Consider the following 26320-nt stretch of genomic DNA (forward strand, 5'->3'; position numbering starts at 1 on the left):
CGAAACAGGGTGTGGAGACGTCTTTCCTCTCTCGGGGTCATTCCTCGGTGAGCGCCGGGTGCGGCTCGGGCGGGGCGCCCAGCACCAGACCCAGCAAATGTCCCGGCTCGACATGGTTGAACGCGGCGATCCCGGCCAACGATTGCTCGGTATTGGGGACGGCGATTCCGGCGGCGGTCAGACGGCGCTCGGCCTCTTCCGGCACGATCCCGACCACCGGGGCAAGGCGGGCGAGCGGAGCCTCCATCGCCAGATCGATCAGGCGATGACGCGGGTTGGGGCCGTTCGAGGGGGCGAGCAGGAACGCGGCGAAGCCCAGTGCGGCGACAGCGAACAGGACCTGCTGACGACGCTCACGCAGCATCACGGCAAAGCTGCGGCGGTGCCGCACCACATGCAGCAGGGCGATGACAACAAACAGCAGCCCCAGCCATTCATGCGCCGATTCGACCGGGCCGCGCGCCAGATGAAAGAACAGCATCAGCCCGGTGATCCCGACGATCAGGCCGACCGCGCTGGTGCTCTGGGTGACGTAGCGGCGCAGCACGCTGTCGAAACCGGCAGACGGGGGCGGCGATTGAACCATGGTGACTGTCTCCAATGACGGACGATTGTAATGGCCGCGATCCTGCCGCTTTTGTGTAACACGCTGATACCGCAGAGGTGACCGAGGGTAACCGGACGGTCTCGGAATGAAAGTCCGAACCGTCGAACGGCCCCGGCCCGGACCGGGAGGCGCAGTCCCCGCTTCCCTTCCACCGTCACTCGCGTTAATCAATACGCCTTTCCAATTACAAAGGAAGGCAGCCCCATGACGCGCAAGCTGTTCGGCACCGACGGGGTGCGGGGAACCGCCAATACCGAACCGATGACCGCCGAGACCGCCTTGCGGCTGGGTATGGCCGCCGGAAGCCATTTCACCCGCGGCGACCATCGCCACATCGTCGTGATCGGCAAGGATACCCGCCTGTCGGGTTATCTGCTTGAACCGGCGCTGACGGCGGGTTTCGTCTCGGTGGGGATGGATGTCATTCTGCTCGGGCCGTTGCCGACCCCGGCGGTGGCGATGCTGACCCGCAGCTTGCGCGCTGATCTGGGTGTGATGATCTCGGCCTCGCACAATCCCTATTACGACAACGGGATCAAGCTGTTCGGTCCCGATGGCTTCAAGCTGTCCGACGAGGACGAGCGCACGATCGAAGCGCGGATGTCGAACGGGTCCGAGGAATTCCGCGTCGCTCCCGATCTGCTGGGTCGCGCCCGCCGTCTCGACGATGCCGCTGGGCGCTATATCGAATATGCCAAGACCACCTTCCCGCGCGGGCTGCGTCTGGACGGGCTGAAGATCGTCGTCGATTGCGCCAACGGAGCCGCCTACAAGGTCGCCCCCACCGTGCTGTGGGAATTGGGGGCCGAGGTGGTGCCGATGGCGGTGACGCCCGACGGCTTCAACATCAATCGTGAGTGTGGCTCGCTCCATACCACCGCGCTGGGTGAACAGGTCGTCACGCACGGGGCCGATCTGGGCATTGCCCTCGATGGCGACGCCGACCGCGTCGTGCTGTGCGACGAAACCGGGCGCGAGGTCGATGGCGACCAGTTGATGGCTCTGATCGGTGATCTTTGGCAGCAATCCGGTCAGTTACAGGGCGGCGGCGTCGTCGCTACCGTGATGTCGAATCTGGGGCTGGAACGCTTCCTGACCTCGCGGGGGCTGACCCTGGCCCGCACCCAGGTCGGCGACCGCTATGTGCTGGAACAGATGCGTCACGGCGGCTTCAATGTCGGCGGCGAGCAATCCGGCCACATCATCTTGTCGGATCATTCCACCACCGGCGACGGGCTGGTGGCGGCGTTGCAGGTGCTGGCGGCGCTGGTCCGCTCCGGCCGTCAGGCCAGCGAGATGTTGCGGCTGTTCGAACCGCTGCCGCAATTGCTCCGCAACGTCCGGGTCGAAGGACGCGTTGCCGCCGACATTCTCGCCGAGGCTTCGGTCCAGGCGGCGATTGCGGCGGGCGAGGCGAAGCTGGTCGGGCAGGGGCGGTTGCTGATCCGCAAGTCGGGGACCGAGCCGCTGATCCGGGTGATGGCCGAGGGCGAAGATCCGGCCCTGATCGACACCATCACTGCCGAGATCGTCGAAACGATCCGCCGCGCCGCGGCGTAATCTCTTCTGCCCGGATCGAGACCAAAGCGATCGGCGGCTCAGGGTTCTGAGCCGCCGATTTGCTGTCTGGTCCAGGGCCGGGCGGGCCGCTATCTTGATGCAGCAATCGTGACCACAAAGGATGTCCAAGATGGGTTTGAGGTTCCGTAAAATTCTGAAGATCGCCCCCGGTCTGTGGATCAACCTCAGCAAGAGCGGCGGCAGCCTGTCGGTCGGCGGCAAGGGGGCAACGCTCAATATCGGCCGCGACGGGGTGCGCAGTACGCTGGGGGTGCCGGGCAGCGGTCTGTCTTATTCCGATCGGATTTCGCTGCGCCGGGGTGCGGCGCGGCCGTCGGCGATTTCGATCGCGATCTTCGTCCTGGCCCTTGGACTGGCGGCGGCGACGCTGTTCTTCAAATAAGGAAACCGGGGCGGCGGGCTGTGCCACCCGGAACGATCCGGGGCCGGATCGTTCCGGATGTGGATTGTTTTCGTCGGGCTCAGACCGACAGATCAAACCGCGACGACGCGGTTTTCGCAGCCTCGGCGCGGGCTGCATCGGCGCGGCGGGTTTCGCGGGCACGCTCCATCGCCTGTTCCAGCCAGTCGCGGATCGAATCGCGGGCCGAGGTGCGGCCGGTTCCCGAACTGCTGGTGGTGGTCGTGACGCCCACGCTGGTGGCGCTTCCGGCATAGGGAATGCCATCGACCGAGGGGTTCTTGTCGCTGAGCGAGAACACCATCCCGGTCATCTGAATCTGGGTGGTGCCGTTGCCGTCGTTGGAGCGAATTTGAACGGACTGGCTTTCCAGTTCGCGTCGCATCAGCCCCATCACCTTGGCCCGATAGGTCGGGTCCGACGCCATCTTGGCTAGGTTGTTGTCGTCGATGTAGAGCAGCGACTTGCCCGCAACCACATCGGACGGTTCGCTGGACACCAGGGTGTAGCCGGGGAAGTCCTGCTTCAACGTTGCGATCATCTGATCCTTGGTGATCGCCCCGTTTCCATCGGCGGCGAAACGGGCGGCATAGGATTCGGTGTAACGCTGACCGGCCTGGACGATCGCCTGGGTCATCTGGTCGATCGACCCATAGACCGTTCCGGCCAGACTAGACCCGGCGGCCGATGACCGTCCGGCGGAGGAGGGTAAGGAGGAGGTGATTTGCATCGGACTCTCCCGTCTTCGCTTCTGAAGGGGGTGTGCGATCCTTCCGGAACGATCCGGCTTTGGACCATTCGGGTCCACAGCCGGAATCACGATGCCATTATATCATAAAGGTTGAACGATTTTCTGAAATTATCGCCGATAATACGCAAGTCGGGCGCAGGCTAATCGACCAGCAAGATGACGTGGCTGGCCTTGACCAGCGCCCAGGCGGGCTGACCCGGCGCCAGGGTCAATTCCTCGGCCCCATCACGGGTAATCACCGCGGTCAGCGAGCGTCCGCCGCCGATATCCAGGGTGATCTCGGTGCTGACCGGGCCGTCCTCACGGCTGACCACGATGCCCTTGATCCGGTTGCGGGCCGAGACGGTCGGGCAGGTTTCCCCGGTCGCCAGGATCACGAACGACGCCTTGATCAGCGCCATCACCTCGCGCCCGGCCGCCAGCCCCAGATCCTCGACGCTTTCGCGCGTGACCACCGCGGTCAGCGGGGTCGAATCGGTCAGGGCCAAAATGACTTCGGTACTGACTGCCCCGGCCCGAATCTCCTCGACCCGACAGCGATAGGCATTGCGGGCACTGGTCTTCATCCCAAGACTCCACAGCAGGGTGAACGGGTCGGACAGACCGCCGATATTGCCGGTCTCCAGCATTCCGGCGGCCAGCGACAATTTGTCCTCCAGCAGGCGGAAGGCAACGATCAGCGCCTCGCCATCCTCGGTCAGGGTGGCCCCGCCGCCCTTGCGGCCACCAGTGCGCCCGACCACTGCCGGGCGCGGCATCAGATTGTTGACGGCGTCCAGCGCATCCCAGGCGGCCTTGTAGCTGAGCCCGACCGCCTGCGCCGCTTTGGTGATGCTGCCATGGGTGCCGACCGCTTGCAGCAGGGCGATGCGGTCGCGGCCGACCAGCGAGCGGCGTCCGCCGCCAAGGGACAGCAGGGCTTCGACTTTGCCTTCGCTCACCTAAGTTTCTCCATCCGCCATAGGGTCAGACTATATGTCGGTCCAGAGGGGAATGCATCCGCCAATCGCCGTGGCGGTTTTTCGCCTGCAAATGCAGTTTGCAAACAATGCGGGTCCGGATCGTTCCGAAATCGATATGAAATTTACCGCTCAATCCGGCCGTCAACCAGATGAATCCGGCGGTCGGCGGTGTGGGCCAGCGCGCTGTCGTGGGTTACCACCACGACGCTGCGGCCCTGGGTGTGGGCAAGGTCGCGAAAGATGTCGAACACCAAAGCGGCGGTGCGCGAATCCAGGTTGCCGGTCGGTTCGTCGGCGAGGATCAGCGGGGGATCGTTGGCGAGGGCACGGGCGATCGCGACGCGCTGGCGCTGACCGCCCGAGAGCTGCTCGGGCAGTTTGTCGCGATGGTCGCCCAACTCCAACTGCTCCAGCAGTTCACCGGCGCGGCGACGGGCGGCGGATCGACCGAGCCGACCCAGCTTGCGGATCGGAATCTCGACATTGGCGAGGCAGGAAAATTCCGGCAGCAGGAAGTGGAACTGGAACACAAAGCCGATCCGGGCCAGCCGCAGGTCGGCCAGCCGGTCGGGGCTTGATCCGGCGGTGTCCTCGCCCGCCAGCAACACCGTTCCGGCGGTGGGGCGGTCGAGCAGCCCCAGCAGATACAGCAGCGAGGATTTGCCCGATCCCGACGGGCCGGTGACGGCGACGAACTCGCCCGGCGCAATTGCCAGATCAATGTCGCGGACCAGGGTGACCGGCACGGGTCCGGGCAACTCGCGGGTCAGGCCGCGCGCTTCCAGCGCCGGAGCGGGGGAGGGGCTGCTCATCCCGCCCCCCGGACGATGTCGACCGGGTTCAGGCGGCTGGCGCGACGGGCGGGCAGCCACGCCGCCAGCGCCGCCGACAGCACCGCCATCCCGCCGCTGATCAGGTAATGGCGGGGCGAGCGGAACAGCACGAAGCCCTGGGCCTTGACGAAGCCTTCCATCTCGAATTTCAGCGAGGCCATGAACTCGATCAGCATCCAGCCGATCAGCCAGCCGATCAGGGTGCCGACCACGCCGACGATCAGCCCCTCCATCACGAACACCAGCCGGACGTCGCTGTCGCGAAAGCCCATCGACTTCATGATGCCGATGTCGCGGGTCTTTTCGAACACCACGGTCGAGATCACGTTGAAGATGCCAAAGCAGGCGACGATCAGGATCGCGCTGACGGTCGGATACATGATCGCGTTCTGGATCACGTAGATGCTAAGGACGTTGCGCGACTGCTCCTGCCACGGCTCGGCGCGATAGCCGAACTGCCGCTCGATCCGGCCAGCCAGCGGCCCGGCCTGTTCGACGTCGTCCAGGCGGATTTTCAGCCGGTTGATGACGTTGGGGCGGTTTTGCAGCACCTGCGCCTTTTTCAGCAGGACATAGGTGTCGAAATTGTCGAGCACGGTGATCCCGCTCGAAAACAGCGCGACCACCTTCATCTTCATCATCACGCCGGCGGGCGAGACGACATTGATCAGATCGTCCTTGCGGATGCCCGCTTTCTTCGCCACCCCTTCGCCCAGGATGATCGCGTTCGAGGTGGTGTAGAGCGCGTCGAGCGTCCCGGACAGCAGGTCCTTCTCGATATGGGTGACTTTGCGTTCCTGCTCGGGATTGATCCCGGTGATGTTGACCGAAATGTCTTTGCCGCCGAAATGGATCAGCCCGTTGCCCGACAGCGCCGGGGCGACGTGCAAGCCGGGGGTCTCCTCCAGCGTCGCCAGCATGTTGCGAGCCCCGCGCAGGCCCCTTGTCTCCTCGCGCGGCTTCAGGCTGTGCAGCAGCACCGCGCCATCGGGATAGGTGCGCTCGACCGGCTGGCGCGGCGGCTGGCGCACATCGTCCATCACGATGATGTGGGGCTGGATGTCGATGATCCGGGCGATGAAATCGCGCTGAAAGCCCTGGAGCATCGCCGAGATCGCGATAAAGAACGCGACTCCCAGCGTCACCCCCAGCAGCGACACCAGGGTCTGGCGACGGCGGTGGAGCAGGTGCCGAAGCGCGATGTCGAGCGCGAGCGGCAGCGCCATCCTATTTGGCCCGGACCCGGTCGCCCGCTTTCAGTCCGGGCGGCGGCGCGGCGACGACGACATCATCAGGGCCAAGCCCGCCCGCGATTTCGACGACGGTGCGGCCGCGAATGCCCAGTGTGACCGGGCGCAGCCGGACGACGCCGTTTTCGATCGTCATTACCTTGCCGTCGATCAGGGCGGTGCCGGGCAGCAATTGCGCGCCGGTCCTTTCGGCGATGATGATGTTGATCTCGGTGGTCATCCCGACCAGCAACGGGCTGTCGTCGGGCAGGATCACCCGGACCCGGAAGGTCTTGTTGACCGGGTCGCCCTTGGGGGTGATGCGATCGACCCGGGCTTCCAGCACCCGGTCGATGAAGGCATCGGCCTTGATCAGTACCTTCTGCCCGACATGGACGCGGGCGATGTCTTCCTCATCGACTTCGGCGGTGATCCGGAGCGGCTTGGGCGCGCCGACCCAGAACAGCGCGTCCTTGGTTTCAGCCAGTTCGCCGATTTCGCCGTCACGGCGCAGCACGATGCCGTCAATCGGCGCAGTGACCATCAGGTCGGAGCGGCGCTGGCGGGCGGCGTTGATTGTCGCCACCACCTGTTCGTACTCGCTGCGCGACTTCTGAGCGGATTCCTTGGGGCGGATGCCGCTGTTGGCCAGACTGGCGGCACGCTCCATCTCTTCGCGCCAATAGGCCGCCTTGGCCTCCAACTCGGCGATCTTGGCCCGCGCCTCGCGGTCGTCGAGCCGGGCCAGCGGCTGGCCCTCGCGCACCCGGTCGCCCTCGCGCACCAGGATTTCGGCAATCCGCCCCGGCATCACCGGGGCGATCCGCGCCCACTTTTCCGGCTCGACCGTGCCGGTGGCATAGATCGCCTCGACCGCCGGTCCCTGGCGCAGGCGGACGGTTTCAACCTCGGTGCCGCCGCCCTGCTGCCATGCCCAGGCCCCGCCGCCCGCAAGAGCAAGCAGCAGCAAAAGCGCGGGCAGGCGTGACAGGATGCGGCGCGACATCAGGACTCCAATTGTATCGCTGGGCCAAATTGGCCCCGCTATTGCCCCTCGCCGGGCGCGGGCATCCGCCCGCTTGGCCGCCGCCGCAATGGCGGCTTGATACCGGCGAAAGGGATCGCCGGTATCATAGAAACGTGACCCTATCCGGCCAGTTCGGCGAGGATCGCGGCGATCCCGTCCCAGGCCCGGTGCAACTCTTCGTCGCTGAGGCAGTAAGGGGGCAGAAGGTAAAGCACATTGCCCAGCGGCCGCAACAGAAGCCCGCGATCGAGTGCGGCGGCTTTCAGGCGCGGGCCGATTGCCGCGCCATAGCCGCTGCCGCCGCTGCCCCCGACATCGAACGCGGCGATGGTGCCGCACAGCCGGGTCCGGGAGATATCGGCGCGGGTGGCGAGATCGTCAAGCCGGGCGCGATGGATTGCCTCGATCACGGCCCGCCGCGCGGTGCACGCGTCGTTCAACAGCAGGTCGAGCGAGGCCAGACCGGCGGCGCAGCCCAGCGGGTTGGCGGTGTAGGAATGGCCGTGCAGGAAGGCGCGGTCGAGATCGGGGCCGAGAAACTCGCGGTAGATCTCTTCGCGCGCCACCGTCAGCGCCATCGCCAGGAACCCGCCGGTCAGCCCCTTCGACAGGCAGACCAGATCGGGGACGATCCCGGCTTTCTGACAAGCGAAGATCGGTCCGGTGCGGCCAAAGCCGGTCATCACCTCGTCGAAGATCAGCAACGCGCCCTCGGCCCGGACCCGCTCGGCCAGCGCGGCGAGGAAGGCGGGGCGGCACATCCGCATCCCGCCCGCGCCCTGGATCAACGGCTCGATCAGCACCGCCGCGACCCGGCCGGGCTGGGCCGCGAACAGCCGGTCGAGCGCGTCCAGCGACGCGGCTTCCTTGGCCGCGACCGTCTCGTCGCCGTCCCAGGTGGCGGGAAACGGCACCGTCTCGACCGGGAACAGCATTCCCTTCCAGGCGGAGAAGAAGCCCGACGAATGCCCGGCCGACATCGCGCCGACGGTATCGCCGTGATAGCCGCCCTCGAAGCCGACGAACAGGTCGCGACCGGCAATGCCGCGATTGCTCCAGAATTGCAGCGACAGCTTCATCGCCACCTCGACGGCGGTCGAGCCGTCATCGGAATAGAACACCCGGTCAAGATCGCCGGGCAGCAATGCCGCGACCCGCGCCGCCAGCTCCGCCGCCGGGGCGTGGGTGAAATCGGCGAAGATCACCTGTTCCATCGTCGCCGCCTGCTGCGCGATCGCGGCGGCGATGGCGGGATGGCCGTGGCCATGCAGATTGACCCACCACGATGACACCAGATCGAGATACGTCCGTCCGTCGGCGGCGGTGATCGAAGCACCCTTTGCCGACGCGGCCAGGATCGGCGGGCGGGCGGCGGCGGCCTGGGTGAAGGGATGCCAGACGTGGCGGGCGTCAAGCGCCAGAAGCTGTTCGGGACTCATCGGCTGCACCTCGGGGGGACGGGATCAGGATGGACAAGCAAAGGCAGGCGGGGGCAGGCTTTCCAGCATCGCCCGGGTCACGGCGGGCAGCGGCTGAATCTCGGCCAGCACCGGGACGCCGCCGAAATGTTCGATCGCCTGACGGTTGGCCGGGTTGCGCTGGCCGTTCATCACCACCCCCAGCAGCGGAATGCGCCGCCGCCGCAACACTTCGAGCGTCAGCAGGGTGTGGTTGATCGTGCCCAGGCCAGAGCGGGCCACCACCAGCACCGGCAGGCCGAGCCGGGCGATCAGATCGACCATCAGCGCGGTTTCGTTGATCGGCACCATCGCGCCGCCCGCGCCTTCGACCACCAGCGGCTTGTCGGTTTCGGGCAGGACCAGCGCCGACAGGTCAATCCGGCGTCGTTCCCGCCTTGCCGCCTCGTGCGGCGATAGCGGGGCCTGCAACTCGATCGCCGAGGGAATGATCTCGACCTCGGGGGCCATCCGCGCCACCCAGGCGGGGTCGGTGCCCTCGGTCATCCCGGACTGGATCGGCTTCCAATACGCGGCCTGCCAGCCCCGCGCCAGCCAGGCCGAGACCAAGGTCTTGCCGATGCCGGTATCGGTGCCGGTGACGAACACGCCGCGTGTCATGATGGAATCCCGTTTCTGCTAAAGCTCACAGTATGAATCGTCCAACTGATCGGGCAGGGGCGTCCCAGCGCGGCGATCACCCGGCGTAATTGTCCGGGCGATAGCGGCCGGTGGCCGGGACGCGGCACCGCCGCCCCCAACGTCGCCAGGGTGCGGGCAAAGCTCAGCCCGTCGGGGTGGGTCTCGATCACCGTCTCGCTGTCGATCCTCCCCACGCCGCCCGACGGCAGAATCGCCCGCAACGTCTCGGCATCGGGGAAGGCGGGGGTGCCGGGTTCCAGCCCCAGGGCATGGTGGGCCTCCCGCCATTCGACAAAACTGCCCGCGCCGGGCAGGGTCAGTATCAGGTGTCCGCCCGGAACCAGAAGCCGCGCCAGACCGGCCAGGGCTTTGGGCAGATCGGAAAACCATTGTGCCGCCAGCGACGAGACGATCAACGCGACGGACCCCTCGGCCAGGGTCGGCGCTTCGGCGTCCATCGCGGCGAAGTCGAGGCGGGGATCGGTCCCCAACGCGGCCTGGGCGCGGGCGACCATCGCCGGGCTGAGATCGGTGGCAAGAATCTCGGCCTCGTCCCCCAGAACCGCCCGCAGATGGCGGGTCAGCAGGCCGGTGCCGCAGCCGACTTCCAGCACGCGGGCTCCGGTGGGCAGCGGGGGCAGGGTGGCCAGCCGGGCCGCAAGCCGTTCGGCAATCCGCTCCTGGAATCCGGCGGCGGTGTCGTAGCCAGAGGCAGCGGCGGAAAAAGCCTTCAAAATCCGCTGTTTGCGGGGGGTCATTGCAAGCGGGCCGCAAACTGCCTGAGATGGGTGGCGACCCAATCGGGATGGGTCAGCGGCAACAGATGCCCGCCGCGTTCGGCCAGGATCAGTTCGTGGGCGGCAAAGACGGCGCGGCTCATCGATTCCGGCACGATCACATCGGCGGTTCCGGCCAGCGCCATCACCGGGCAATCGAGCGCGGCCAGCGCCGGGCGCTCGTCGCAGGTGGCCAGCCAGTCCAGCGCCTCGCCCAGCGGTCCCGGCTGCAATCCCGACAGATCGGCGTCGGCGATGCCGCAGCGATTGAGGAATTCGGCGGTGACGGCGTGGGGTTCCTCGCCAAAGCGGGTCTGCATCCGCCCGACCATCCGGGGCGACACGCCGTCAACGAAGGCGGCGGAGCGGGTGAAGCAGGGAAAGGCATTGACCGCCAGCACTCCGGCCCACGGGCGCGGCACGTTGGCCAAGGCCCAGGCCAGCCCCATCGAATGGGCCACCACCAGCGGGCGGCGCAGCGAGGGGCGATCGGGACGGCCGCTGAAGCCGAGATCGACGCTGCGCACCGGGAAATCGGTCAGACGGTCGCGCAGAGGTTCCCAGAACCCGGCATCGAAGGCCCAGCCATGAACGAACAGCAGGGGAATCAAATCGTCTCCTCCACGGCCTGGGGCACCAGCGCGATCAAGCGGTCGATATCGGCATCGGAATGAACCGCCGACAAGGCGAAACGGATGCGGCTGGTCCCCGGCGGTACCGTCGGCGGCCGGATCGCGATGCCCAGCACGCCGTTTTCTTCCAGCCGGGTGGCGACCCGCAAGGTGCGGTGCTCGTCGCCGAGAATCACCGGAACGATCTGGCTGGCCGAGGGGCCGGTGTCAAGCCCGGCGGCGGCGAACCCGGCGCGCAGCCGGGCAGCGTTGCGGGCCAGCCGCGCCCGTGTCTCGCCCATCGTCGGCACCAAATCAAGGGCGGCGTCGATCGCGCCCAGCACCGGCGGCGGTAGCGCGGTGGCATAGATCAGCCCCGAGGCGCGGTTGACCAGATAGTCGCGCAGCACCGCCGAACAGCCGACATAGGCCCCGAACGACCCCATCCCCTTCGAGAAGGTGCCCATCGCCAGATCGATCCCAAGACCGGGGGTGAGGCCAAAGCCGGTCGGCCCCATCACGCCGGTAGCGTGAGCCTCGTCGAGATAGAGCAGGGCGTTCCACTTGCGCGCCAGGGCGGCCAGGGCGGCGGCGTCGATCACGTCGCCATCCATGCTGAACACGGTTTCCGAAACGATCACCTTGGGCCCGGGCCGGTCGGCTGACTTCTCCAGCAAGTCTTCGAGATGGCCGAGATCGTCGTGGCGATAACGCTGCGCCCGTCCGCCCGCCAGGGTCAGCCCGGCATGCAGGCTGGCATGGATCAGCCGGTCGGCGAACACCACCGGCTCGGCCCCCCACAGGGTGCGGTCGAGCAGGGCCGGCAGTACCGAGGCGTTGGTCTGCCAGCCGCTGACCAGCACCATCGCCGCTTCGGACCCCTTGGCCCGCGCGATCTTGGCCTCGACCGCTTCGTAGGCGGCCAGATGGCCGGTGACCAGCCGCGAGGCTCCCGCCCCGGTGCCGTATTCGGCGGCCCATTGCCGGGATCGTTCGATCAAGGCCGGATGGCGCGACAGGCCAAGATAATCGTTCGAGGAGAAATCGATCAGCTCGCGGCCACGCCGACGGATGCGACCGTTTTCCAGCCGTTCGACCGGGTTGAGGGTGCGTTTGCGCCCGGCGGACTGAAGCCCGGCCAATGCGCCCGCGAGAATGTCGTCCAGTTCCTGCATCGCCGGTGGTCATAGAGGGTTTTCTCGCCTGTTGCAAAGCCCTCATGCACCGCTCTACAGTTCGCCCCCCGTGAGACATGGAATAAGGTGATCGTCGTGACCCTCCAAGCACTGCAAACGGCACCGGCGGCGACGGGCGGCGATACGGTCCGCCACGACTGGACGGTCGAAGAGGTCGAGGCTCTGTTCGCGCTTCCCTTCAACGATCTGCTGTTCCAGGCGCAGACCGTCCACCGCGCCCATTTCGACCCCAACCGCATCCAGATCAGCAGCCTGCTGTCGATCAAGACCGGGGCCTGTCCCGAGGATTGCACCTATTGCGCCCAAAGCGCCCACCACAACACCGACCTTGAGCGCGAAAAGCTGCTGGCGGTCGAAGAGGTGATCGCGGCGGCGGCGAAGGCCAAGGCCGATGGTGCTTCGCGCTTCTGTATGGGCGCGGCGTGGCGCGGGCCCCACGGCGACGATTTCAAAGTCGCGCTGACGATGATCGAAGGGGTCAAGGCGCTGGGGCTGGAAACCTGCGCCAGCTTCGGCGTGCTGTCGCGTGAGCAGGCCCGCCAGTTGAAGGAGTCCGGTCTCGATTATTACAACCACAATATCGACACCAGCCCCGAGCATTATAAGGAGATCGTCTCGACCCGGAGCTTCGAGGACCGGCTGGAGACGCTGGAACACGTCCACGATGCCGGGCTGCATGTCTGTTCCGGCGGCATCGTCGGCCTGGGCGAAAGCCAGACCGACCGCGCCAGCATGCTGGTGACGCTGGCCAACCTGCCGCACCAGCCCGACAGCGTGCCGATCAACCTGTTGATTCCGATCCCCGGTACCCCGCTGGCGGAAAAGGCGGTCGAACGGCCCGATCCGTTCGATTTCATCCGGGTGATCGCGGTTGCCCGCCTGATGATGCCGAAATCCTATGTCCGTCTGTCGGCGGGCCGCGAGGGGATGAGCCCCGAGATGCAGGCGCTGTGCTTCTTTGCCGGTGCCAATTCGGTGTTCTGCGGGTATAAATTGCTGACCGCGAAGAACGCCGAACCCGGCCAGGATCGCGGCCTGTTCGACCGTCTTGGCCTCCAGCCGATGTAGGCCAAAAAGACCGGCCTGTCCCTGTTGACAGGCCGGGTCGCTTTCCGTATTGTCCCGACCCTCCGGTCGCGCACCCCGGTGACGCCGTTTCGGGCGACCATTCGTTGTTTAGGAAATCTGAGCCATGAAGATCCGCAACTCGCTGAAGTCGGCCAAGCTGCGCGACAAGAACTGCCGTGTCGTTCGTCGCAAGGGCCGCGTCTATATCATCAACAAGACCAACCCGCGCTTCAAGGCTCGCCAGGGCTAAGGTCTTCGCGCCTGCCGGCTTCGTGCCGGCCGACAGCCGCCGCGCTTCCCATGGGAGCGCGGTTTTTGTCGTTTAGAGCATGATGCATTCAATCGGCATCACGCTTTAAACGGTTCATGTATCCCCCTCGCCGGGTGCCACCTCGGGTGGCTTGGCCGCGGCCGCAATCGCATCGTGCGTCAGGTTTGACGCGCGATGCTCCAGGCTGGCGTTCGTGCCGCCGGATCGTGCGCTCTGGACGCACCTCCCCCCTGTCATGTATACGGAATAGATGAATATGTGTGCAGTCCGGCGACAAGATCGGACGCACCGGGTCGCGGGCAGAACTCGCGGCCAGCCAACAGGGAAGCGGACAGGATGAGCGAGTCGAAACGACCGGCGACGCGGGCGGAGGAAATCCGTCAGGCGATCGAGGGGGATATCTTTCAGGGGCGGCTCCGTCCCGGCGCTCGGCTGGACGAAGAGGGGCTGGCCGCCCGCTTCGGCCTGTCGCGAACGCCGGTGCGCGAGGCGATCTTGCAACTGGTTCATTCCGGACTGGTGGAAAAAAAGCCGCATCAGGGTGCGGTGGTCGCGCCGCTTGACCTGCACCGGATGGTGCAGATGTTCGAGGTGATGAGCGAGATCGAAGGGATGTGCGCCCGCTATGCCGCGCGGCGGATGTCGGTCGAGGAAAAGGACCATCTGGCCGTGCTGCATGACCAGGCGCAGGCCCTGGCCGCGGCGGGCGATCTCGACAATTATTACGCGGTCAATCGCATCTTCCACGACGCGATCCACGATGGCAGCCACAACGAAATCCTGCGCGAGATGACCCATTCGCTGTTCGCGCGGCTGGCACCCTATCGCCGCTATCAACTGAACCATCCCGGCCGGGTCGAAGCCAGCATGGCCGAGCACAGGGCGATCCTGGATGCGATCACGCAATCCGACCCCGATGCCGCCCAGGCGGCGATGCGCCGCCACGTCACCATCCAGGCTGACATCTTCGCCGAGTTTGTCTCGATCATGACTTAAGCTCACTCTGTGTCCAGATATCCCAATATCGGATACAGCCCCACCCGCAGCGACGACAGGGAGACCCGTTCCGTGACAGAGACCACACTTCGCTTCGAACGCCTGGGCCGGATCGGCCGCATCGTCCTCGACCGGCCCAAGGCGTTGAACGCCCTGACGCTGGAACAGGTCCACGCGATGCATCCGCAACTGGATTTGTGGGCCGCCGATCCCGATGTTGCCCTGGTGGTGATCGAAGGGGCGGGCGAGCGGGCGTTCTGCGCCGGGGGCGATATCAAGCGGCTGCATCGCGCCGCCGCCGGGGGCGAGTCCGATTATCTCACCGCCTTCTACCGCGACGAATACCGCTTCAACCGCCGCATCAAGACCCTGCCCAAGCCCTATGTCGCCCTGCTTGACGGGATCACGATGGGCGGCGGCGTCGGGGTTTCGGTCCATGGCCGCTACCGTGTCGCCACCGAACGGACCTTGTTCGCGATGCCGGAAACCGGGATCGGCTTTTATCCCGATGTCGGGCTGAGCTTCGTTCTGTCCCGTCTGCCCGGCGCGATCGGGCGTTATCTCGGCATGACCGGGGCGCGGCTGGGGCCGGCCGATACCCTGCATGTCGGGATCGCCACCCATTACGTCGAAAGCGGCAAGATCGATTCGTTGCGCGACGCGCTGGCCGGGGCCGAGGGTGACGAAGACGTCGCCGCGATTCTGGCCCGCTTTGCCAGCGATCCCGGCCCGACCGCGCTGGACGGCGAGCGTGCCCTGATCGACCGCTGCTTTGCTCACGACCGGCTGGATGACGTGCTGGCGGCGCTCGCGGCCGAAACCGATCCGTTCGCCGCCGAGACCCTGGCGGTTCTGCGGCGGCACTCGCCGCTGCTGGTGGCGATCACCTTCGAGATGATCCGCCGCGCCGCGTCGATGGAGTTCGACGAGTGCCTGCGGATGGAATACCGCCTGTCTCAGGTGGTGGCGCGTGCCCCCGATTTCGTCGAAGGCGTCCGCGCCTTGCTGATCGATCGCGACAATAGCCCGGTCTGGAACCCGGCGACCCTGGCCGAACTTACCCCCGCCCAGGTTCTCGCCCCGTTCGAGACGGTTCCGGCGGCGGGCGATTTGACCTTTTAGCGTTTGCATCTTGGGATGGGGCCGCCCTGTGCAAACGCGGCGGTCCCATGTCGAGAGAGTGGTTTCCCGCCGGGCCCTGGTGGTCGCACTATAAAGCGTCCACCGGGGTCGCGAGAGAAACCGGATATGTCCCTTGTCCTTCCCATCCTGTTTGCCCTGATCGCGGCGATCGGCAATGCCGTCTTCGCCTTTGCCCAGAAGCAGGTCTCCGGCCCCGCCAACGGCCTGCTGTTCGTCGGGTTGAGTGCCCTGGTCGCGGTGGTGTTATCGCTGATCGGCGCGCCGCTTCTCGGCCGTTTTGATCCCGTCTCGATGATCAAAACCGACCTGCGCCCGATTGTGATCGGTGGAATCGGGCTGTTTCTGACCTATCTCGGCTTCAATCTGCTTTATACCCGGTTCGGCGCCTCGGCCTATGTGCTGTATGCCGCTTTATCGATTTTAACGACCACTCTGGTCGTTGGCGGGTTGATCTTGAAGGAGCCGATGAATATTTACCACGGTGCGGCAATCGTTCTGGCCGTGGCGGCGGTGGTGTTGTTCTCGTTGGGGCAGGCGCGGTCCTAACCCCACAAGAGGATGCTGTTGCCAACAAAATCAGTTGACCCTGTTGAGAATGCGGAGCAGAAGCCTTCTCGCGGCAGAGGAGCATCGAAGATCATGCGGACGGAAACGGGGCTGGCGATGAATGCGGGGGTGTCTCTGGGCGCGCTACGCAAGGGGGCGCAGGCGGAGATCGTCGCGCTCGACGAAACTGCCGCGACCACCACGCTTGATACCGGCGAACTGGAACGTCGCCTGATCGAAATGGGGCTGGTCGAAGGGGCGCGGATCGAGATCCTCCACGAAGGCTTTCCCCGCCGCGATCCGATCGCGGTTCTGGTTGGCGACAGCACCATCGCGCTGCGCCGGGCCGAGGCCAATGCGGTGATGGTGCGGCGGTTGAAGGACTAACCTGGATGCCCAAAGACGACGGTTTTCCTCCCCGCCCGGCCGGGCCGCCCCGCATCGCCCTGGTCGGTAATCCCAATTGCGGCAAGACCGCTTTGTTCAACGCCCTGACCGGGGCGCGGCAAAAGGTTGCCAATTACGCCGGGGTCACCGTCGAGAGGAAAGAAGGGCTGTTCGTCAGTCCCGGCGGCACCCGCGTTAAAGTGATCGACCTGCCCGGCACCTATAGCCTGCGCGCCCGCTCGCCCGACGAAGAGGTCACCCGCGACGTTGTCCTGGGGCGCCGCGCCGATGAAGAGGTGCCCGAGGCGATTGTCTGCGTCGTCGATGCGACACGGCTGCGGCTCAATCTGCGGCTGGTGCTGGAGATGAAGAAGCTGGGCCGCCCGGTGATCCTCGCCCTCAACATGATGGACGAGGCCGAAAGCCAGGGCATCGCCGTCGATGCCGCCGAATTGTCGGCGGCGCTGGGGATGCCGGTGGTCCCGACGGTGGCGATCCGCAAGGATGGTATTCAGCCGCTGCTGGACCAGATCGACCGGACCCTTCAGGTCGCCAAGAGCGAGGGGCTGGCCCCGAAGACCGCGCCGTGCGGCTGGAGCGAACCCAGCGCCCGCGACCTGCGCGATTACCATCTCGAGGTCGAGACGATCCTGGCCCAGGCGGTCGGGCGTCCCTCGCGCCCCCATCTCGCCACCCGCAAGATCGATTCCGTTCTGCTTCAGCCCGCCGCCGGTCTGGCGATCCTGCTCATCTTGCTGTTCCTGATGTTCCAGGCGGTGTTCTCGTGGGCACGGCTGCCGATGGAATTGATCGATGGCGGCCTGTCGGCGGTCAAGGGCGCGATCGATGCTGGAATGGCCGACGGCCCGCTGAAAAGCCTGATTACCGACGGCATTATCGGCGGCGTCGGCAGCGTGGTTATTTTCCTGCCCCAGATTCTGGTGCTGTTCCTGTTCATCCAGATTCTCGAGGATTCGGGCTATATGGCCCGCGCCGCCTTCCTGCTCGACAAGATGATGGGCGGCGTCGGTCTGCACGGGCGGGCCTTCATCCCGCTGCTGTCCAGCTTTGCCTGTGCGGTGCCGGGGATCATGGCGGCGCGGACGATCGAAAACCGAACCGACCGTATCGCCACCATCATGATCGCGCCGCTGATGACTTGCTCGGCCCGGCTGCCGGTCTATACCCTGATTATCGCCGCCTTTATCCCGCAGCGGCAGGTGCTGGGCGGCTGGGTCGGGCTGCCCGGTCTGGTACTGTTCGCTTTGTATGCCGCCGGAATCCTGTCCGGGCTGTTGATCGCCTTCATCTTGAAGCGGACGGTGCTGACCGGCGCGCGCGAGCCGTTGCTGATGGAGCTTCCGGCCTATCGCCTGCCGCGTCCGCGCAATGTGCTGCTGGGCCTGTACGAACGGGCGCGGGCGTTCCTGGTCCGCGCCGGAACGACGATCTTTGCCCTGATGGTGGTGATCTGGGCTTTGGCCAGCTTCCCCGCCGCGCCCGAAGGCGCGACCCTGCCCGCGATTGATTATTCGATTGCCGGAATGATCGGCCATTTCCTCGAACCGCTGCTGGCTCCGATCGGCTTTAACTGGGAAATCGCGGTGGCGCTGGTGCCCGGCATGGCGGCGCGCGAGGTCGCGGTCGGCGTGCTGGGAACCGTCTATGCGCTGAGCGACAGCGGCGACGCGATGCGGAATTCGCTGGCCGGTCTGCTGGCTCATTCCTGGAGCCTGCCGACCGCTTTGTCCTTCCTGACCTGGTATGTCTTCGCGCCCCAATGCATCGCGACCTTAAGCGTGGTGCGGCGCGAGCTGAATTCCTATTGGTGGCCGACGGCGATGTTCTTCGGCCTCACCAGTCTGGCCTATGGAGCGTCGTTCGCTACCTTCCGGGTGGCGTCCGCGCTGATCGGGGAGTAAGCGCGATGACGCAGACGATTCTGGTCGGTCTTGTCGTCGCCGCCGCCGCCGGGTGGATCGGCTGGCGGATGTGGCGCTGGGCCTCGGCCCTGCTCGGGCGCAAGCGCGCGGGCGGCTGTCCCGGCTGCGGCGGTTGTGGCGGCGGTTCCTCCGTGCCCGAGAAACGGCACACGTCTTAAATCAGGTTAGGGGATGCCGTCCGCCGTTGGGATCGGTGACGGTGTTGCTGTCTTCATCCCAATAATCCGGTCCGACCGGCACTTTGCCGAAGCCGCCGGGGATATCCAGCACATAGGTCGGCAGAGCAATGCCGCTGAGGCGGCCGCGCAGGCTGCGCATCAGGGCGCGGCCCTCGGCCAGGGTCGGGCGGAAATGGCTGGTGCCGGGGGCAAGGTCGGGGTGGTGCAGGTAATAGGGCCGCACCCGCCGCCGCACCAGGGCGCGGAATAAGTCCTCTAGCGTTGCGGCCCTGTCGTTCACTCCCTTCAACAACACCGTCTGAGCCAGCAACGGCAGTCCGGCATCGGCCAGCCGGGCCAGAGCGGCATCCGTTGCGGCCGACAATTCGCGGGCGTGGTTGACCTGAACCGCCAGCCATACCGAAAAATTGGCCCCAGGTGGCGGTGTCAGCGCTGCGACCAGGCCCGCATCGATCCGGGCGGGATCGACCACCGGAAGGCGGGTGTGAAAGCGCACGACATCGAGATGGGCAATCTCGCCCAGTGCCGCCAGCAAATGCGCGATCCGGCGCGGCCCCAGCATCAACGGATCACCGCCGGTAATCACCACCTCGCGCACCTCGGGCCGGGCGGCGACATAGGCCAGCGCCGCCTCGATCTCGGGCGGGCTCATCGCGGCGGCCCCATCGCCGACCCGGGTGCGGCGGAAGCAGAAGCGGCAATGGGCGGCGCAGGTCAGGATCGGGGTCAGCAGCACCCGGTCGGGGTAGCGGTGGACGATCCCGGTCTGGGGGCTGTAGGTTTGGTCGCCGATCGGATCGGCGCGATCTTCGGGGCGGATGTCCAGTTCCTCGGCCCCGGGGATGAACTGACGGGCGATCGGGTCGGCGGGATCGGCGGGATCGATCAGCGCCGCCAGCGCACGCGGCAGCAGCAGCGGAAACGAAGCCGCCGCCGCTTCGATCGCGGCCTGGGCGGCGGACTCGATCAGACCGGCTTCGACTAGGTCGGCCGGGCGGCGATAGGGGGGATGGGACTGGGACATCGGGACGGGATAGGGGAAAAGATGAGCGCAGGCAAGATCGAGGTGGGGGGTGAATGGTGGCGGCCCGAGCAGTTCGCGGCGCGGCGCGCCCGGCTGGAGACGCGGGCCAGGATCGTCGCGGCAGTGCGGGCCTTCTTTGCCATGCGCTGTTTTGTCGAGGTCGAGACCCCCTGTCTTCAGGCCTCGCCGGGGATGGAACCGCATCTGAAATGGTTCTCCACCGCTCTGACCGATCCCTATGGTGGCCCGGACCGGACGATGAGCCTGCATACCAGCCCCGAATTCGCGATGAAGAAGCTGCTGGTCGCGGGGATGCCGAAAATCTACCAATTGGCGCGGGTGTTCCGCAATGCCGAGCGGTCGGATACCCATCATCCCGAATTCACCATGCTGGAATGGTATCGAACCGAGGCCTCGCTCGAGGTGCTGATGGACGATACCGAAACGCTGGTTGCCGCCTGTGCCGAGGCGGCGGGGGTGACCCGTCTGTCGCGCCAAGGCCGCGACTGCGACCCGTTCCAGCCGTGGCGGCGGCTGTCGGTGGCCCAGGCGTTCCGCGATTACGCCGATATCGACCTGCTCGCCACCGCGCCCGATCCGCTCCAGCCGCAACGCGACCTGATCGCCGCCGAAGCGGCGCGGATCGGGGTGTCGGTCAGCCCGTCCGATCGTTGGGACGATATCGTGTTCCGGATCATGATGGACCGGATCGAGCCGCATCTGGGCTTTGACGCTCCGGTGTTCCTCCATTCCTGGCCGCTGTCGATGGCGGCGCTGGCGCGGCCTTCGGTCGCCGATAACCGCGTTGCCGAGCGGTTCGAGGTCTATGCCCTGGGTGTCGAACTGGCCAACGCGTTTGGCGAACTGACCGATGCCGCCGAACAGCGCCGCCGTTTTGCCGAGGATCAGGCGTTGGCCCAAGCGCTCTATGGGGCCGCGCCCCCCGCCGATGGCGATCTCCTCGCCGCGCTGGAATACGGAATGCCGGACTCGGCGGGGATCGCGCTTGGCTTCGACCGGCTGGTGATGCTGCTGACCGGAGCGGAGCGAATCGACGACGTGCTGTGGGCCCCGGTCGGGTAGGGAGCGCAGCGACTGAGGGGCATATAACCAGCGGAGCTGAGCTTTTGGGGGCTGTGCGCCCCCAATCCCCCACCCGGGAGGCATGCCTCCCGGCCCCTCCATTTTATTGAAGAGAAACCAAGGGGAGGTTTGGAGGCTTTTGCCTCCAAATCGGTCCGGGCGATGGCCCGGCGAAGGGGGCAGGCGTTTGTACAGGCCCGATCGACATCTTTTCTTGACAGGGGAGGGGGCGATCCCGTTCCTTCGCGGTTCCTAAGGAATCCGAAGGGAGTTAGTAGATATGACTCGTGCGTTCGTCTTTCCCGGCCAGGGCTCGCAGGCCGTTGGCATGGGCCGTGAGTTGGCCGAAGCCTTTCCGGTGGCCCGTCAGGTGTTCGAGGAAGTTGACGACGCCTTGTCACAAAAGCTGTCGGTGTTGATGGCCGAGGGGCCGGAAGCCGATCTGACTCTGACCGAAAACGCCCAGCCCGCTCTGATGGCGGTGTCGCTCGCGGTGGTCCGCGTGCTGGAAAGCGAAGGCGGGCTGGACCTCGCCCAGGCCGCGACGTTCGTCGCCGGTCATTCGCTGGGCGAATATTCGGCGCTGGCCGCCGCTGGGACCTTCTCGATCGCCGATACCGCCCGTCTGCTGAAGATTCGCGGTCAGGCGATGCAGAAGGCGGTGCCGGTCGGTGTCGGCGCGATGGCCGCCCTGCTGGGCGCCGAGCTGGAACTGGCCCACGAGATCGCCGCTGCCGCCGCCGAGGGTGAAGTGTGCGAGGCCGCCAACGACAATGGCGGAGCCCAGGTGGTGGTGTCCGGTCACAAGGGCGCGGTCGAGCGGGCGATGAAGATCGCCTCCGAGCGCGGAGTGAAGCGGGCCGTGTTGCTGCCGGTGTCGGCTCCGTTCCACTGTTCGCTGATGCAGCCCGCCGCCGATGCGATGGCGGAAGCGCTGGCGAGTGTCGCGATGGCCGCCCCCAAGGTGCCGCTGGTCGCCAACGTCACCGCCGGAAAGGTCACCGCGCCCGACGAAATCCGCGATCTGCTGGTCCGTCAGGTGACCGGGACGGTGCGCTGGCGCGAAAGCGTGCTGTTCATGAAGGCCCAGGGGGTGACCTCGCTGGTCGAACTGGGCTCGGGCAAGGTGCTGGGCGGGCTGGCCCGGCGTATCGACAAGGAACTGACCGGCAGCTCGGTGGGGACTCCCGCCGACGTCGATGCGTTCCTGAAGTCTCTGTAAACCGATCGGAAGAAGAGGGGGGAGTCCGATGTTCGATCTTTCCGGAAAGACCGCGCTGGTAACCGGCGCTTCGGGCGGCATCGGCGGCGCGATCGCCCGCGCCCTGCATGCCCAGGGCGCGGTGGTCGGCCTGCACGGCACCCGGCGCGAGGCGCTCGACACGCTGGCGGCGGAGTTGGGCGAGCGGGTGCACGTCCTGCCCGCCAACCTGTCCGACCCGGCGGCGATCGAGCAATTGGCCAAGGACGCCGAGGCGGCGCTGGGCGCGATCGACATCCTGGTCAACAATGCCGGTCTGACCCGCGACGGTCTGGTGCTGCGGATGAAGGACGAGGATTGGCAGACGGTGCTGGACGTCAACCTCACCGCCGCCTTCCGCCTGTGCCGCGCCGCGATCAAGGGGCAGATGAAGCGCCGTTCCGGCCGGATCATCAACATCACCTCGATCGTCGGCGTCACCGGCAATCCGGGGCAGGTGAACTATGCCGCTTCGAAGGCCGGTCTGATCGGAATGAGCAAGTCGCTGGCCCAGGAAGTCGCCAGCCGGGGCATCACCGTCAATTGCGTCGCTCCGGGATTCATCACCTCGGCGATGACCGATGCGCTGAACGACGATCAGAAGAGCAAGCTGTTGACCGGCATTCCCGCCGGGCGGATGGGCAGCGTCGAGGAAATCGCCGCCGCCGTGGTCTATCTCGCCTCGGCCGAGGCCGCGTACGTCACCGGGCAGACCCTTCATGTCAATGGCGGCATGGCGATGATTTGACCTGGGTCGCGATAGAGGGGCGGCGAGGCTGGTCAAGGGCGGAAAAGTGTGCTAGGAACGGGCACTTTTCGCCTGACAGGGGGATGCGCCGTCTCGGCGCACAAGCCAGTTTTCCAACGGACAAGACTTTTGAGGGATCACACATGAGTGACGTGGCTGAACGGGTTAAGAAGATTGTCGTCGAGCATCTGGGCGTCGAAGAGTCCAAGGTGACCGAGAACGCCAGCTTCATCGACGACCTGGGCGCCGACAGCCTCGACACCGTCGAGCTGGTGATGGCTTTCGAGGAGGAATTCTCCGTCGAGATTCCGGACGATGCGGCTGAGAAGATTCTGACGGTGAAGGACGCGATCGACTTCATCAGCAAGAACTCCTGATCCGGACTCCGGGCGCCGGCCGCCGCTCTTTCGGGGGCGGCGCCCATATCCTTTTCCCGCGACTTCCGAAAGCCAGGGTTTCATGAGACGTGTAGTCGTCACCGGCCTCGGCCTCGTCACTCCGCTGGGCAACGGAGTGAAGACCAACTGGGAACGGCTCCTCGCCGCCCAGTCCGGTATCCGCCGTGTCGAGAGCTTTGATGTCTCCGATCTGCCCGCTCAGATCGCCGGGGTCGTGCCGAGAGGCACCAATCCAGGCGAACTCGACCTCGATTCCGTGGCTTCGGCCAAGGATCGCCGACGCATGGACGATTTCATCGTCTATGGGCTTGCCGCCGCGACCGAAGCGGTTCTCGATTCGGGCTGGCTGCCCGAAGACGAAGAATCGCGCGAACGCACCGGCGTAATGATCGGTTCCGGTATTGGCGGTCTGCCCAATATCGCCGACGGTGCCCTGACGCTTGAAAAGTCCGGTCCGCGCCGGATCAGCCCGTTCTTCATTCCCGCCGCCCTGATCAATCTGGTTTCGGGCCATGTCTCGATCCGCTACGGCTTCAAAGGGCCGAACCATGCGGTCGTGACGGCCTGTGCCACCGGCGCGCACGCCATTGGCGACGCCGCCCGGCTGATCATGTTCGACGATGCCGACGTGATGGTTGCCGGTGGCGCCGAAGCGGCGGTGCATCGCCTGGGTCTGGCTGGCTTTGCCGCCGCCCGCGCCCTGTCGACCGGGTTCAACGACCGTCCGACCGAAGCGTCGCGGCCGTGGGACAAGGAACGCGACGGCTTCGTGATGGGCGAAGGTGCCGGTATTGTCGTGCTGGAAGAGCTTGAGCACGCCAAGAAGCGCGGTGCCAAGATTTACGGCGAAGTGATCGGCTACGGCATGTCCGGCGATGCTCATCACATCACCGCTCCGGCCGAAGACGGCAATGGCGGTTTCCGCGCCATGGTCGCCGCGTTGAAGCGGGCCGGGGTGACGGTCGAAGACATCGATTACATCAACGCGCACGGCACCTCGACGCCGCTGGGCGATGAAATCGAATTGTCGGCGGTCAAGCGGTTGTTTGGTGAGCACGCCTACAAGCTCAGCATGTCCTCGACCAAATCGGCGGTCGGGCATCTGCTGGGTGCGGCCGGCGCGGTCGAAGCGATCTTCTCGCTGTTGGCGATCCGCGATCAGATCGTGCCGCCGACGCTCAACCTGCACAACCCGTCCGAGGGCTGCGACATCGATCTGGTGCCGCTGAAGGCCAAGGAACGCAAGGTTGACGTCGTCTTGTCGAACTCGTTCGGCTTTGGTGGCACCAACGCTTCGCTGGTGTTCCGCAAGGCCTCGTGACCGGGTTCGCAGTGCGAGACTAAAAAGACAAGGCCCCCGCACCCATGCGGGGGCCTTTGTTGCTTTTGGGGGTCCGAATGAAGGTCAAGGCGTTTGCTGTTCTGGTGGTGCTGGTTCTCGGGCTGCTTGGCGGCGTGCTGGCGTGGCGCGGGCATGTCGCGTTTACCGGCCCCGGTCCGGCGCAAGAGTCCGTGACCGTGATCATTCCGAAGGGCTCGGGCACCGAGGCGACCGCCGCCTTGCTGGAACAGGCCGGAGTGATCTCGGACCGCTATGTCTTCATCATCGGTTCCAAGCTGCGTCGGATCACCCTGAAGGCGGGCGAATACGCCTTTCCCGCCCATGTGTCGGCCGAAGAGGCGATGCGGATCATCGCCGACGGGCGGGTGGTGATCCACAAGCTGACGGTGGCCGAGGGATTGACGGTGCGTCAGGTTGCCGCCCTGGTCGAAGAGGCCGATTTCCTGTCCGGACCGATCACCCGGCCGCTGTCCGAGGGCTGGTTGTTGCCCGAGACGTGGCACGCCGTCCGCGACGAACCGCGCGACGAGGTGTTGGCGCGGATGGAAAAGGCGATGCGGCGCAATCTCGATACGTTGTGGGCCGGGCGCGATCTCCGCGTTGCCCTGCGCAGCCCCGAAGAGGCGTTGATCCTTGCCTCGGTCGTCGAGCGTGAAACCGCGATCGCGGCGGAACGGCCGCGAATCGCCGCCGTGTTCTATAATCGGATGGTGCGGGGAATGCGGCTGCAATCCGATCCCACCGTGATCTATGGCGTTTCCGATGGGCTGGGTGTGCTCGACCGCCCGTTGACCCGGGCCGATCTCAATACGCCGCACCCGTGGAACACCTATGCGATTGATGGTCTGCCGCGCACGCCGATTGCCAATCCGGGGCGGGCCTCGCTGGAGGCGGTGCTGCATCCCGCCCGGACCGACGAACTGTACTTCGTCGCCGACGGCAGCGGCGGTCATGCCTTTGCCGCGACGCTGGATGAGCACAATGCCAACGTTGCCCGCTGGCGTCAGATCGAGCGCAGCCGTAACGCCGCGACTCCGTGACCCTAGTCGCCAAATAAGCGGAGAGGAATCCCACCTCGAATCGTCGAATTAAGTCCTGTTTTGAACGCGGCCCTGTATGGGGCCGCGTTTTTTTATGGATTGCCTCATCTTTGCCGGTCGTGGTGCGATGTATTCTGATGTTTCGTTGCCTATTTCTGTCAATGCAACTATTTATATTTATAAGGTTAATGCTGTATGTTGACGGGCCGAAGATGCCAGGGGTACTATCCATCGCTCTAGGACGATGGAGCCGGCAAGGGGCGGCGTTTGCCGGGAGTTGGAGGTCGCCATGGCACCCAGGGATGAAGCATCTTCCGACGGGGCGGGGACACAATCGTCCGGTGCCGCGATTGGCACGGTCAAGACCTTGACCGGCGGTGCTGTGGCGCGGCATGGCGACGGGACCCAGGTTACCCTCCACAAAGGCGACAGCATCTTCGAAGGCGACGTTCTGGTCACCGAATCCGGCGGCGCGGTCGGCGTGGTGCTGGCCGACGGAACGTCATTGTCGTTGGGGGAAAAGGGGCGTCTGGCCCTCAATGATTACGCCTATGATGCCAAGTCGCACAGCGGCGACGCCCATCTTTCGCTTGAATCCGGCTCGTTCGCCCTGGTCAGCGGCCAGATCGCCAAGACCGCCCCCGACGCTTTCGCGCTGAAGACGCCGACGATGACGATCGGGGTTCGCGGCACTGGCGTCGCCGGGAATCCCTCCTCCGTCGCCCTGATGGGAGAGCGGGGCGGTGTCGCGGGCGAGGTGGTCATCACCACCCCCGGCGGCCAGACCGCGACCCTGAATTCGGTCGGTGCCGCCGCGACCGTTGGCAGCGGCGGCCTGTC

The 26320-nt window shown here is 65.9% G+C and carries 29 protein-coding genes; 17 read left to right on the forward strand and 12 right to left on the reverse strand.

Annotated features, from left to right (window positions below; translation table 11 throughout):
• Positions 1–37 precede the first annotated feature (37 nt).
• The gene (locus K678_RS02550) at positions 38–586 is read right to left on the reverse strand and encodes a DUF4405 domain-containing protein (protein ID WP_021130894.1); all 549 of its coding nucleotides are present in this window, start codon (positions 584–586) and stop codon (positions 38–40) included.
• Positions 587–811: 225 nt separating this feature from the next.
• Between K678_RS02550 and glmM the strand changes: the two genes are divergently transcribed.
• Entirely contained in the window at positions 812–2167 is a 1356-nt protein-coding gene (gene glmM / locus K678_RS02555) for a phosphoglucosamine mutase (RefSeq protein ID WP_021130895.1), read from the forward strand.
• A gap of 130 nt (positions 2168–2297) precedes the next feature.
• Positions 2298–2570, forward strand: coding sequence for a DUF4236 domain-containing protein (locus tag K678_RS02560; protein ID WP_021130896.1), 273 nt, complete (start codon positions 2298–2300; stop codon positions 2568–2570).
• A 79-nt stretch (positions 2571–2649) separates the two neighbouring features.
• On the opposite strand, the gene K678_RS02565 is transcribed toward K678_RS02560, so the two are convergent.
• The 10 genes from K678_RS02565 to K678_RS02610 all read right to left on the reverse strand — a co-directional run bounded on the left by K678_RS02565 (position 2650) and on the right by K678_RS02610 (position 12051).
• The gene (locus K678_RS02565; RefSeq protein ID WP_021130897.1) at positions 2650–3318 is read right to left on the reverse strand and encodes a DUF6033 family protein; all 669 of its coding nucleotides are present in this window, start codon (positions 3316–3318) and stop codon (positions 2650–2652) included.
• 161 nt (positions 3319–3479) lie between these two features.
• On the reverse strand, positions 3480–4280 hold the full coding sequence (locus K678_RS02570) for a TOBE domain-containing protein (RefSeq protein WP_021130898.1): 801 nt from the start codon (positions 4278–4280) through the stop codon (positions 3480–3482).
• A gap of 143 nt (positions 4281–4423) precedes the next feature.
• The gene (locus tag K678_RS02575; protein WP_021130899.1) at positions 4424–5113 is read right to left on the reverse strand and encodes an ABC transporter ATP-binding protein; all 690 of its coding nucleotides are present in this window, start codon (positions 5111–5113) and stop codon (positions 4424–4426) included.
• Positions 5110–6360, reverse strand: a complete 1251-nt coding sequence (locus tag K678_RS02580; RefSeq protein WP_021130900.1) for an ABC transporter permease — start codon at positions 6358–6360, stop codon at positions 5110–5112. Before K678_RS02580 ends, K678_RS02575 begins: the two co-directional genes overlap by 4 nt.
• A gap of 1 nt (position 6361) precedes the next feature.
• A complete protein-coding gene (locus K678_RS02585) occupies positions 6362–7369 on the reverse strand; it encodes an efflux RND transporter periplasmic adaptor subunit (RefSeq protein WP_021130901.1) in 1008 nt (335 codons plus the stop codon).
• A 140-nt stretch (positions 7370–7509) separates the two neighbouring features.
• The gene (locus K678_RS02590) at positions 7510–8829 is read right to left on the reverse strand and encodes an adenosylmethionine--8-amino-7-oxononanoate transaminase (protein WP_021130902.1); all 1320 of its coding nucleotides are present in this window, start codon (positions 8827–8829) and stop codon (positions 7510–7512) included.
• 24 nt (positions 8830–8853) lie between these two features.
• A complete protein-coding gene (gene bioD, locus K678_RS02595) occupies positions 8854–9468 on the reverse strand; it encodes a dethiobiotin synthase (RefSeq protein WP_021130903.1) in 615 nt (204 codons plus the stop codon).
• Positions 9465–10247 (reverse strand): methyltransferase domain-containing protein, encoded by a 783-nt coding sequence (locus tag K678_RS02600; RefSeq protein ID WP_021130904.1) that lies wholly within the window; start codon positions 10245–10247, stop codon positions 9465–9467. Before K678_RS02600 ends, bioD begins: the two co-directional genes overlap by 4 nt.
• Complete coding sequence (locus K678_RS02605) at positions 10244–10876, reverse strand: alpha/beta fold hydrolase (protein WP_021130905.1); 633 nt, start codon at positions 10874–10876, stop codon at positions 10244–10246. Before K678_RS02605 ends, K678_RS02600 begins: the two co-directional genes overlap by 4 nt.
• On the reverse strand, positions 10873–12051 hold the full coding sequence (locus K678_RS02610; RefSeq protein WP_021130906.1) for an aminotransferase class I/II-fold pyridoxal phosphate-dependent enzyme: 1179 nt from the start codon (positions 12049–12051) through the stop codon (positions 10873–10875). The genes K678_RS02605 and K678_RS02610 overlap by 4 nt, the downstream gene beginning before the upstream one ends.
• A 96-nt stretch (positions 12052–12147) precedes the next feature.
• Between K678_RS02610 and bioB the strand changes: the two genes are divergently transcribed.
• The 8 genes from bioB to K678_RS18085 all read left to right on the forward strand — a co-directional run bounded on the left by bioB (position 12148) and on the right by K678_RS18085 (position 18584).
• A complete protein-coding gene (bioB, locus tag K678_RS02615; protein ID WP_051185819.1) occupies positions 12148–13140 on the forward strand; it encodes a biotin synthase BioB in 993 nt (330 codons plus the stop codon).
• Between the two features lie 124 nt (positions 13141–13264).
• Positions 13265–13390: a type B 50S ribosomal protein L36 gene (ykgO, locus tag K678_RS02620; protein ID WP_021130908.1), complete on the forward strand. Its 126-nt coding sequence runs from the start codon at positions 13265–13267 to the stop codon at positions 13388–13390.
• 357 nt (positions 13391–13747) lie between these two features.
• Positions 13748–14407 (forward strand): GntR family transcriptional regulator, encoded by a 660-nt coding sequence (locus K678_RS02625; RefSeq protein ID WP_021130909.1) that lies wholly within the window; start codon positions 13748–13750, stop codon positions 14405–14407.
• A gap of 72 nt (positions 14408–14479) precedes the next feature.
• A complete protein-coding gene (locus K678_RS02630; protein WP_021130910.1) occupies positions 14480–15529 on the forward strand; it encodes an enoyl-CoA hydratase/isomerase family protein in 1050 nt (349 codons plus the stop codon).
• 126 nt (positions 15530–15655) lie between these two features.
• Entirely contained in the window at positions 15656–16096 is a 441-nt protein-coding gene (locus tag K678_RS02635) for an EamA family transporter (protein ID WP_021130911.1), read from the forward strand.
• A gap of 93 nt (positions 16097–16189) precedes the next feature.
• Entirely contained in the window at positions 16190–16483 is a 294-nt protein-coding gene (locus K678_RS02640; RefSeq protein ID WP_021130912.1) for a FeoA family protein, read from the forward strand.
• Positions 16484–16488: 5 nt separating this feature from the next.
• Positions 16489–18405 carry a ferrous iron transport protein B gene (gene feoB / locus K678_RS02645; RefSeq protein WP_021130913.1) on the forward strand — a complete coding sequence of 639 codons (1917 nt, stop codon included), beginning with the start codon at positions 16489–16491 and terminating at the stop codon, positions 18403–18405.
• 5 nt (positions 18406–18410) lie between these two features.
• Complete coding sequence (locus K678_RS18085; protein WP_021130914.1) at positions 18411–18584, forward strand: FeoB-associated Cys-rich membrane protein; 174 nt, start codon at positions 18411–18413, stop codon at positions 18582–18584.
• A gap of 1 nt (position 18585) precedes the next feature.
• Here K678_RS18085 and K678_RS02650 read toward each other — a convergent pair whose 3' ends face one another.
• A complete protein-coding gene (locus K678_RS02650) occupies positions 18586–19629 on the reverse strand; it encodes a lysine-2,3-aminomutase-like protein (RefSeq protein WP_021130915.1) in 1044 nt (347 codons plus the stop codon).
• A 21-nt stretch (positions 19630–19650) separates the two neighbouring features.
• Between K678_RS02650 and epmA the strand changes: the two genes are divergently transcribed.
• The 7 genes from epmA to K678_RS02685 all read left to right on the forward strand — a co-directional run.
• Positions 19651–20712: an EF-P lysine aminoacylase EpmA gene (gene epmA / locus K678_RS02655; RefSeq protein ID WP_021130916.1), complete on the forward strand. Its 1062-nt coding sequence runs from the start codon at positions 19651–19653 to the stop codon at positions 20710–20712.
• A gap of 280 nt (positions 20713–20992) precedes the next feature.
• Positions 20993–21934, forward strand: coding sequence for an ACP S-malonyltransferase (fabD, locus tag K678_RS02660; protein WP_021130917.1), 942 nt, complete (start codon positions 20993–20995; stop codon positions 21932–21934).
• 28 nt (positions 21935–21962) lie between these two features.
• Positions 21963–22700: a 3-oxoacyl-[acyl-carrier-protein] reductase gene (gene fabG / locus K678_RS02665; RefSeq protein ID WP_021130918.1), complete on the forward strand. Its 738-nt coding sequence runs from the start codon at positions 21963–21965 to the stop codon at positions 22698–22700.
• Positions 22701–22843: 143 nt separating this feature from the next.
• Complete coding sequence (locus tag K678_RS02670; RefSeq protein WP_002728310.1) at positions 22844–23077, forward strand: acyl carrier protein; 234 nt, start codon at positions 22844–22846, stop codon at positions 23075–23077.
• A gap of 82 nt (positions 23078–23159) precedes the next feature.
• The gene (gene fabF, locus K678_RS02675; RefSeq protein ID WP_021130919.1) at positions 23160–24419 is read left to right on the forward strand and encodes a beta-ketoacyl-ACP synthase II; all 1260 of its coding nucleotides are present in this window, start codon (positions 23160–23162) and stop codon (positions 24417–24419) included.
• Between the two features lie 77 nt (positions 24420–24496).
• On the forward strand, positions 24497–25480 hold the full coding sequence (mltG, locus tag K678_RS02680; RefSeq protein WP_021130920.1) for an endolytic transglycosylase MltG: 984 nt from the start codon (positions 24497–24499) through the stop codon (positions 25478–25480).
• A gap of 289 nt (positions 25481–25769) precedes the next feature.
• Positions 25770–26320 (forward strand): FecR family protein (locus K678_RS02685; protein WP_196802531.1); only part of this gene is annotated, 551 nt, incomplete at its 3' end.

Source organism: Magnetospirillum fulvum MGU-K5, assembly GCF_000442515.1.
GTDB lineage: Bacteria > Pseudomonadota > Alphaproteobacteria > Rhodospirillales > Magnetospirillaceae > Phaeospirillum > Phaeospirillum fulvum_B.

Coding starts and splice junctions, on each gene's coding strand:
- K678_RS02550 (WP_021130894.1), bottom strand. CDS start 586: ATGGTTCAATCGCCGCCCCCGTCTGCCGGTTTCGACAGCGTGCTGCGC.
- glmM (WP_021130895.1), top strand. CDS start 812: ATGACGCGCAAGCTGTTCGGCACCGACGGGGTGCGGGGAACCGCCAAT.
- K678_RS02560 (WP_021130896.1), top strand. CDS start 2,298: ATGGGTTTGAGGTTCCGTAAAATTCTGAAGATCGCCCCCGGTCTGTGG.
- K678_RS02565 (WP_021130897.1), bottom strand. CDS start 3,318: ATGCAAATCACCTCCTCCTTACCCTCCTCCGCCGGACGGTCATCGGCC.
- K678_RS02575 (WP_021130899.1), bottom strand. CDS start 5,113: ATGAGCAGCCCCTCCCCCGCTCCGGCGCTGGAAGCGCGCGGCCTGACC.
- K678_RS02580 (WP_021130900.1), bottom strand. CDS start 6,360: ATGGCGCTGCCGCTCGCGCTCGACATCGCGCTTCGGCACCTGCTCCAC.
- K678_RS02585 (WP_021130901.1), bottom strand. CDS start 7,369: ATGTCGCGCCGCATCCTGTCACGCCTGCCCGCGCTTTTGCTGCTGCTT.
- K678_RS02590 (WP_021130902.1), bottom strand. CDS start 8,829: ATGAGTCCCGAACAGCTTCTGGCGCTTGACGCCCGCCACGTCTGGCAT.
- bioD (WP_021130903.1), bottom strand. CDS start 9,468: ATGACACGCGGCGTGTTCGTCACCGGCACCGATACCGGCATCGGCAAG.
- K678_RS02600 (WP_021130904.1), bottom strand. CDS start 10,247: ATGACCCCCCGCAAACAGCGGATTTTGAAGGCTTTTTCCGCCGCTGCC.
- K678_RS02610 (WP_021130906.1), bottom strand. CDS start 12,051: ATGCAGGAACTGGACGACATTCTCGCGGGCGCATTGGCCGGGCTTCAG.
- ykgO (WP_021130908.1), top strand. CDS start 13,265: ATGAAGATCCGCAACTCGCTGAAGTCGGCCAAGCTGCGCGACAAGAAC.
- K678_RS02625 (WP_021130909.1), top strand. CDS start 13,748: ATGAGCGAGTCGAAACGACCGGCGACGCGGGCGGAGGAAATCCGTCAG.
- K678_RS02635 (WP_021130911.1), top strand. CDS start 15,656: ATGTCCCTTGTCCTTCCCATCCTGTTTGCCCTGATCGCGGCGATCGGC.
- K678_RS02640 (WP_021130912.1), top strand. CDS start 16,190: ATGCGGACGGAAACGGGGCTGGCGATGAATGCGGGGGTGTCTCTGGGC.
- feoB (WP_021130913.1), top strand. CDS start 16,489: ATGCCCAAAGACGACGGTTTTCCTCCCCGCCCGGCCGGGCCGCCCCGC.
- K678_RS18085 (WP_021130914.1), top strand. CDS start 18,411: ATGACGCAGACGATTCTGGTCGGTCTTGTCGTCGCCGCCGCCGCCGGG.
- K678_RS02650 (WP_021130915.1), bottom strand. CDS start 19,629: ATGTCCCAGTCCCATCCCCCCTATCGCCGCCCGGCCGACCTAGTCGAA.
- epmA (WP_021130916.1), top strand. CDS start 19,651: ATGAGCGCAGGCAAGATCGAGGTGGGGGGTGAATGGTGGCGGCCCGAG.
- fabD (WP_021130917.1), top strand. CDS start 20,993: ATGACTCGTGCGTTCGTCTTTCCCGGCCAGGGCTCGCAGGCCGTTGGC.
- fabG (WP_021130918.1), top strand. CDS start 21,963: ATGTTCGATCTTTCCGGAAAGACCGCGCTGGTAACCGGCGCTTCGGGC.
- K678_RS02670 (WP_002728310.1), top strand. CDS start 22,844: ATGAGTGACGTGGCTGAACGGGTTAAGAAGATTGTCGTCGAGCATCTG.
- fabF (WP_021130919.1), top strand. CDS start 23,160: ATGAGACGTGTAGTCGTCACCGGCCTCGGCCTCGTCACTCCGCTGGGC.
- mltG (WP_021130920.1), top strand. CDS start 24,497: ATGAAGGTCAAGGCGTTTGCTGTTCTGGTGGTGCTGGTTCTCGGGCTG.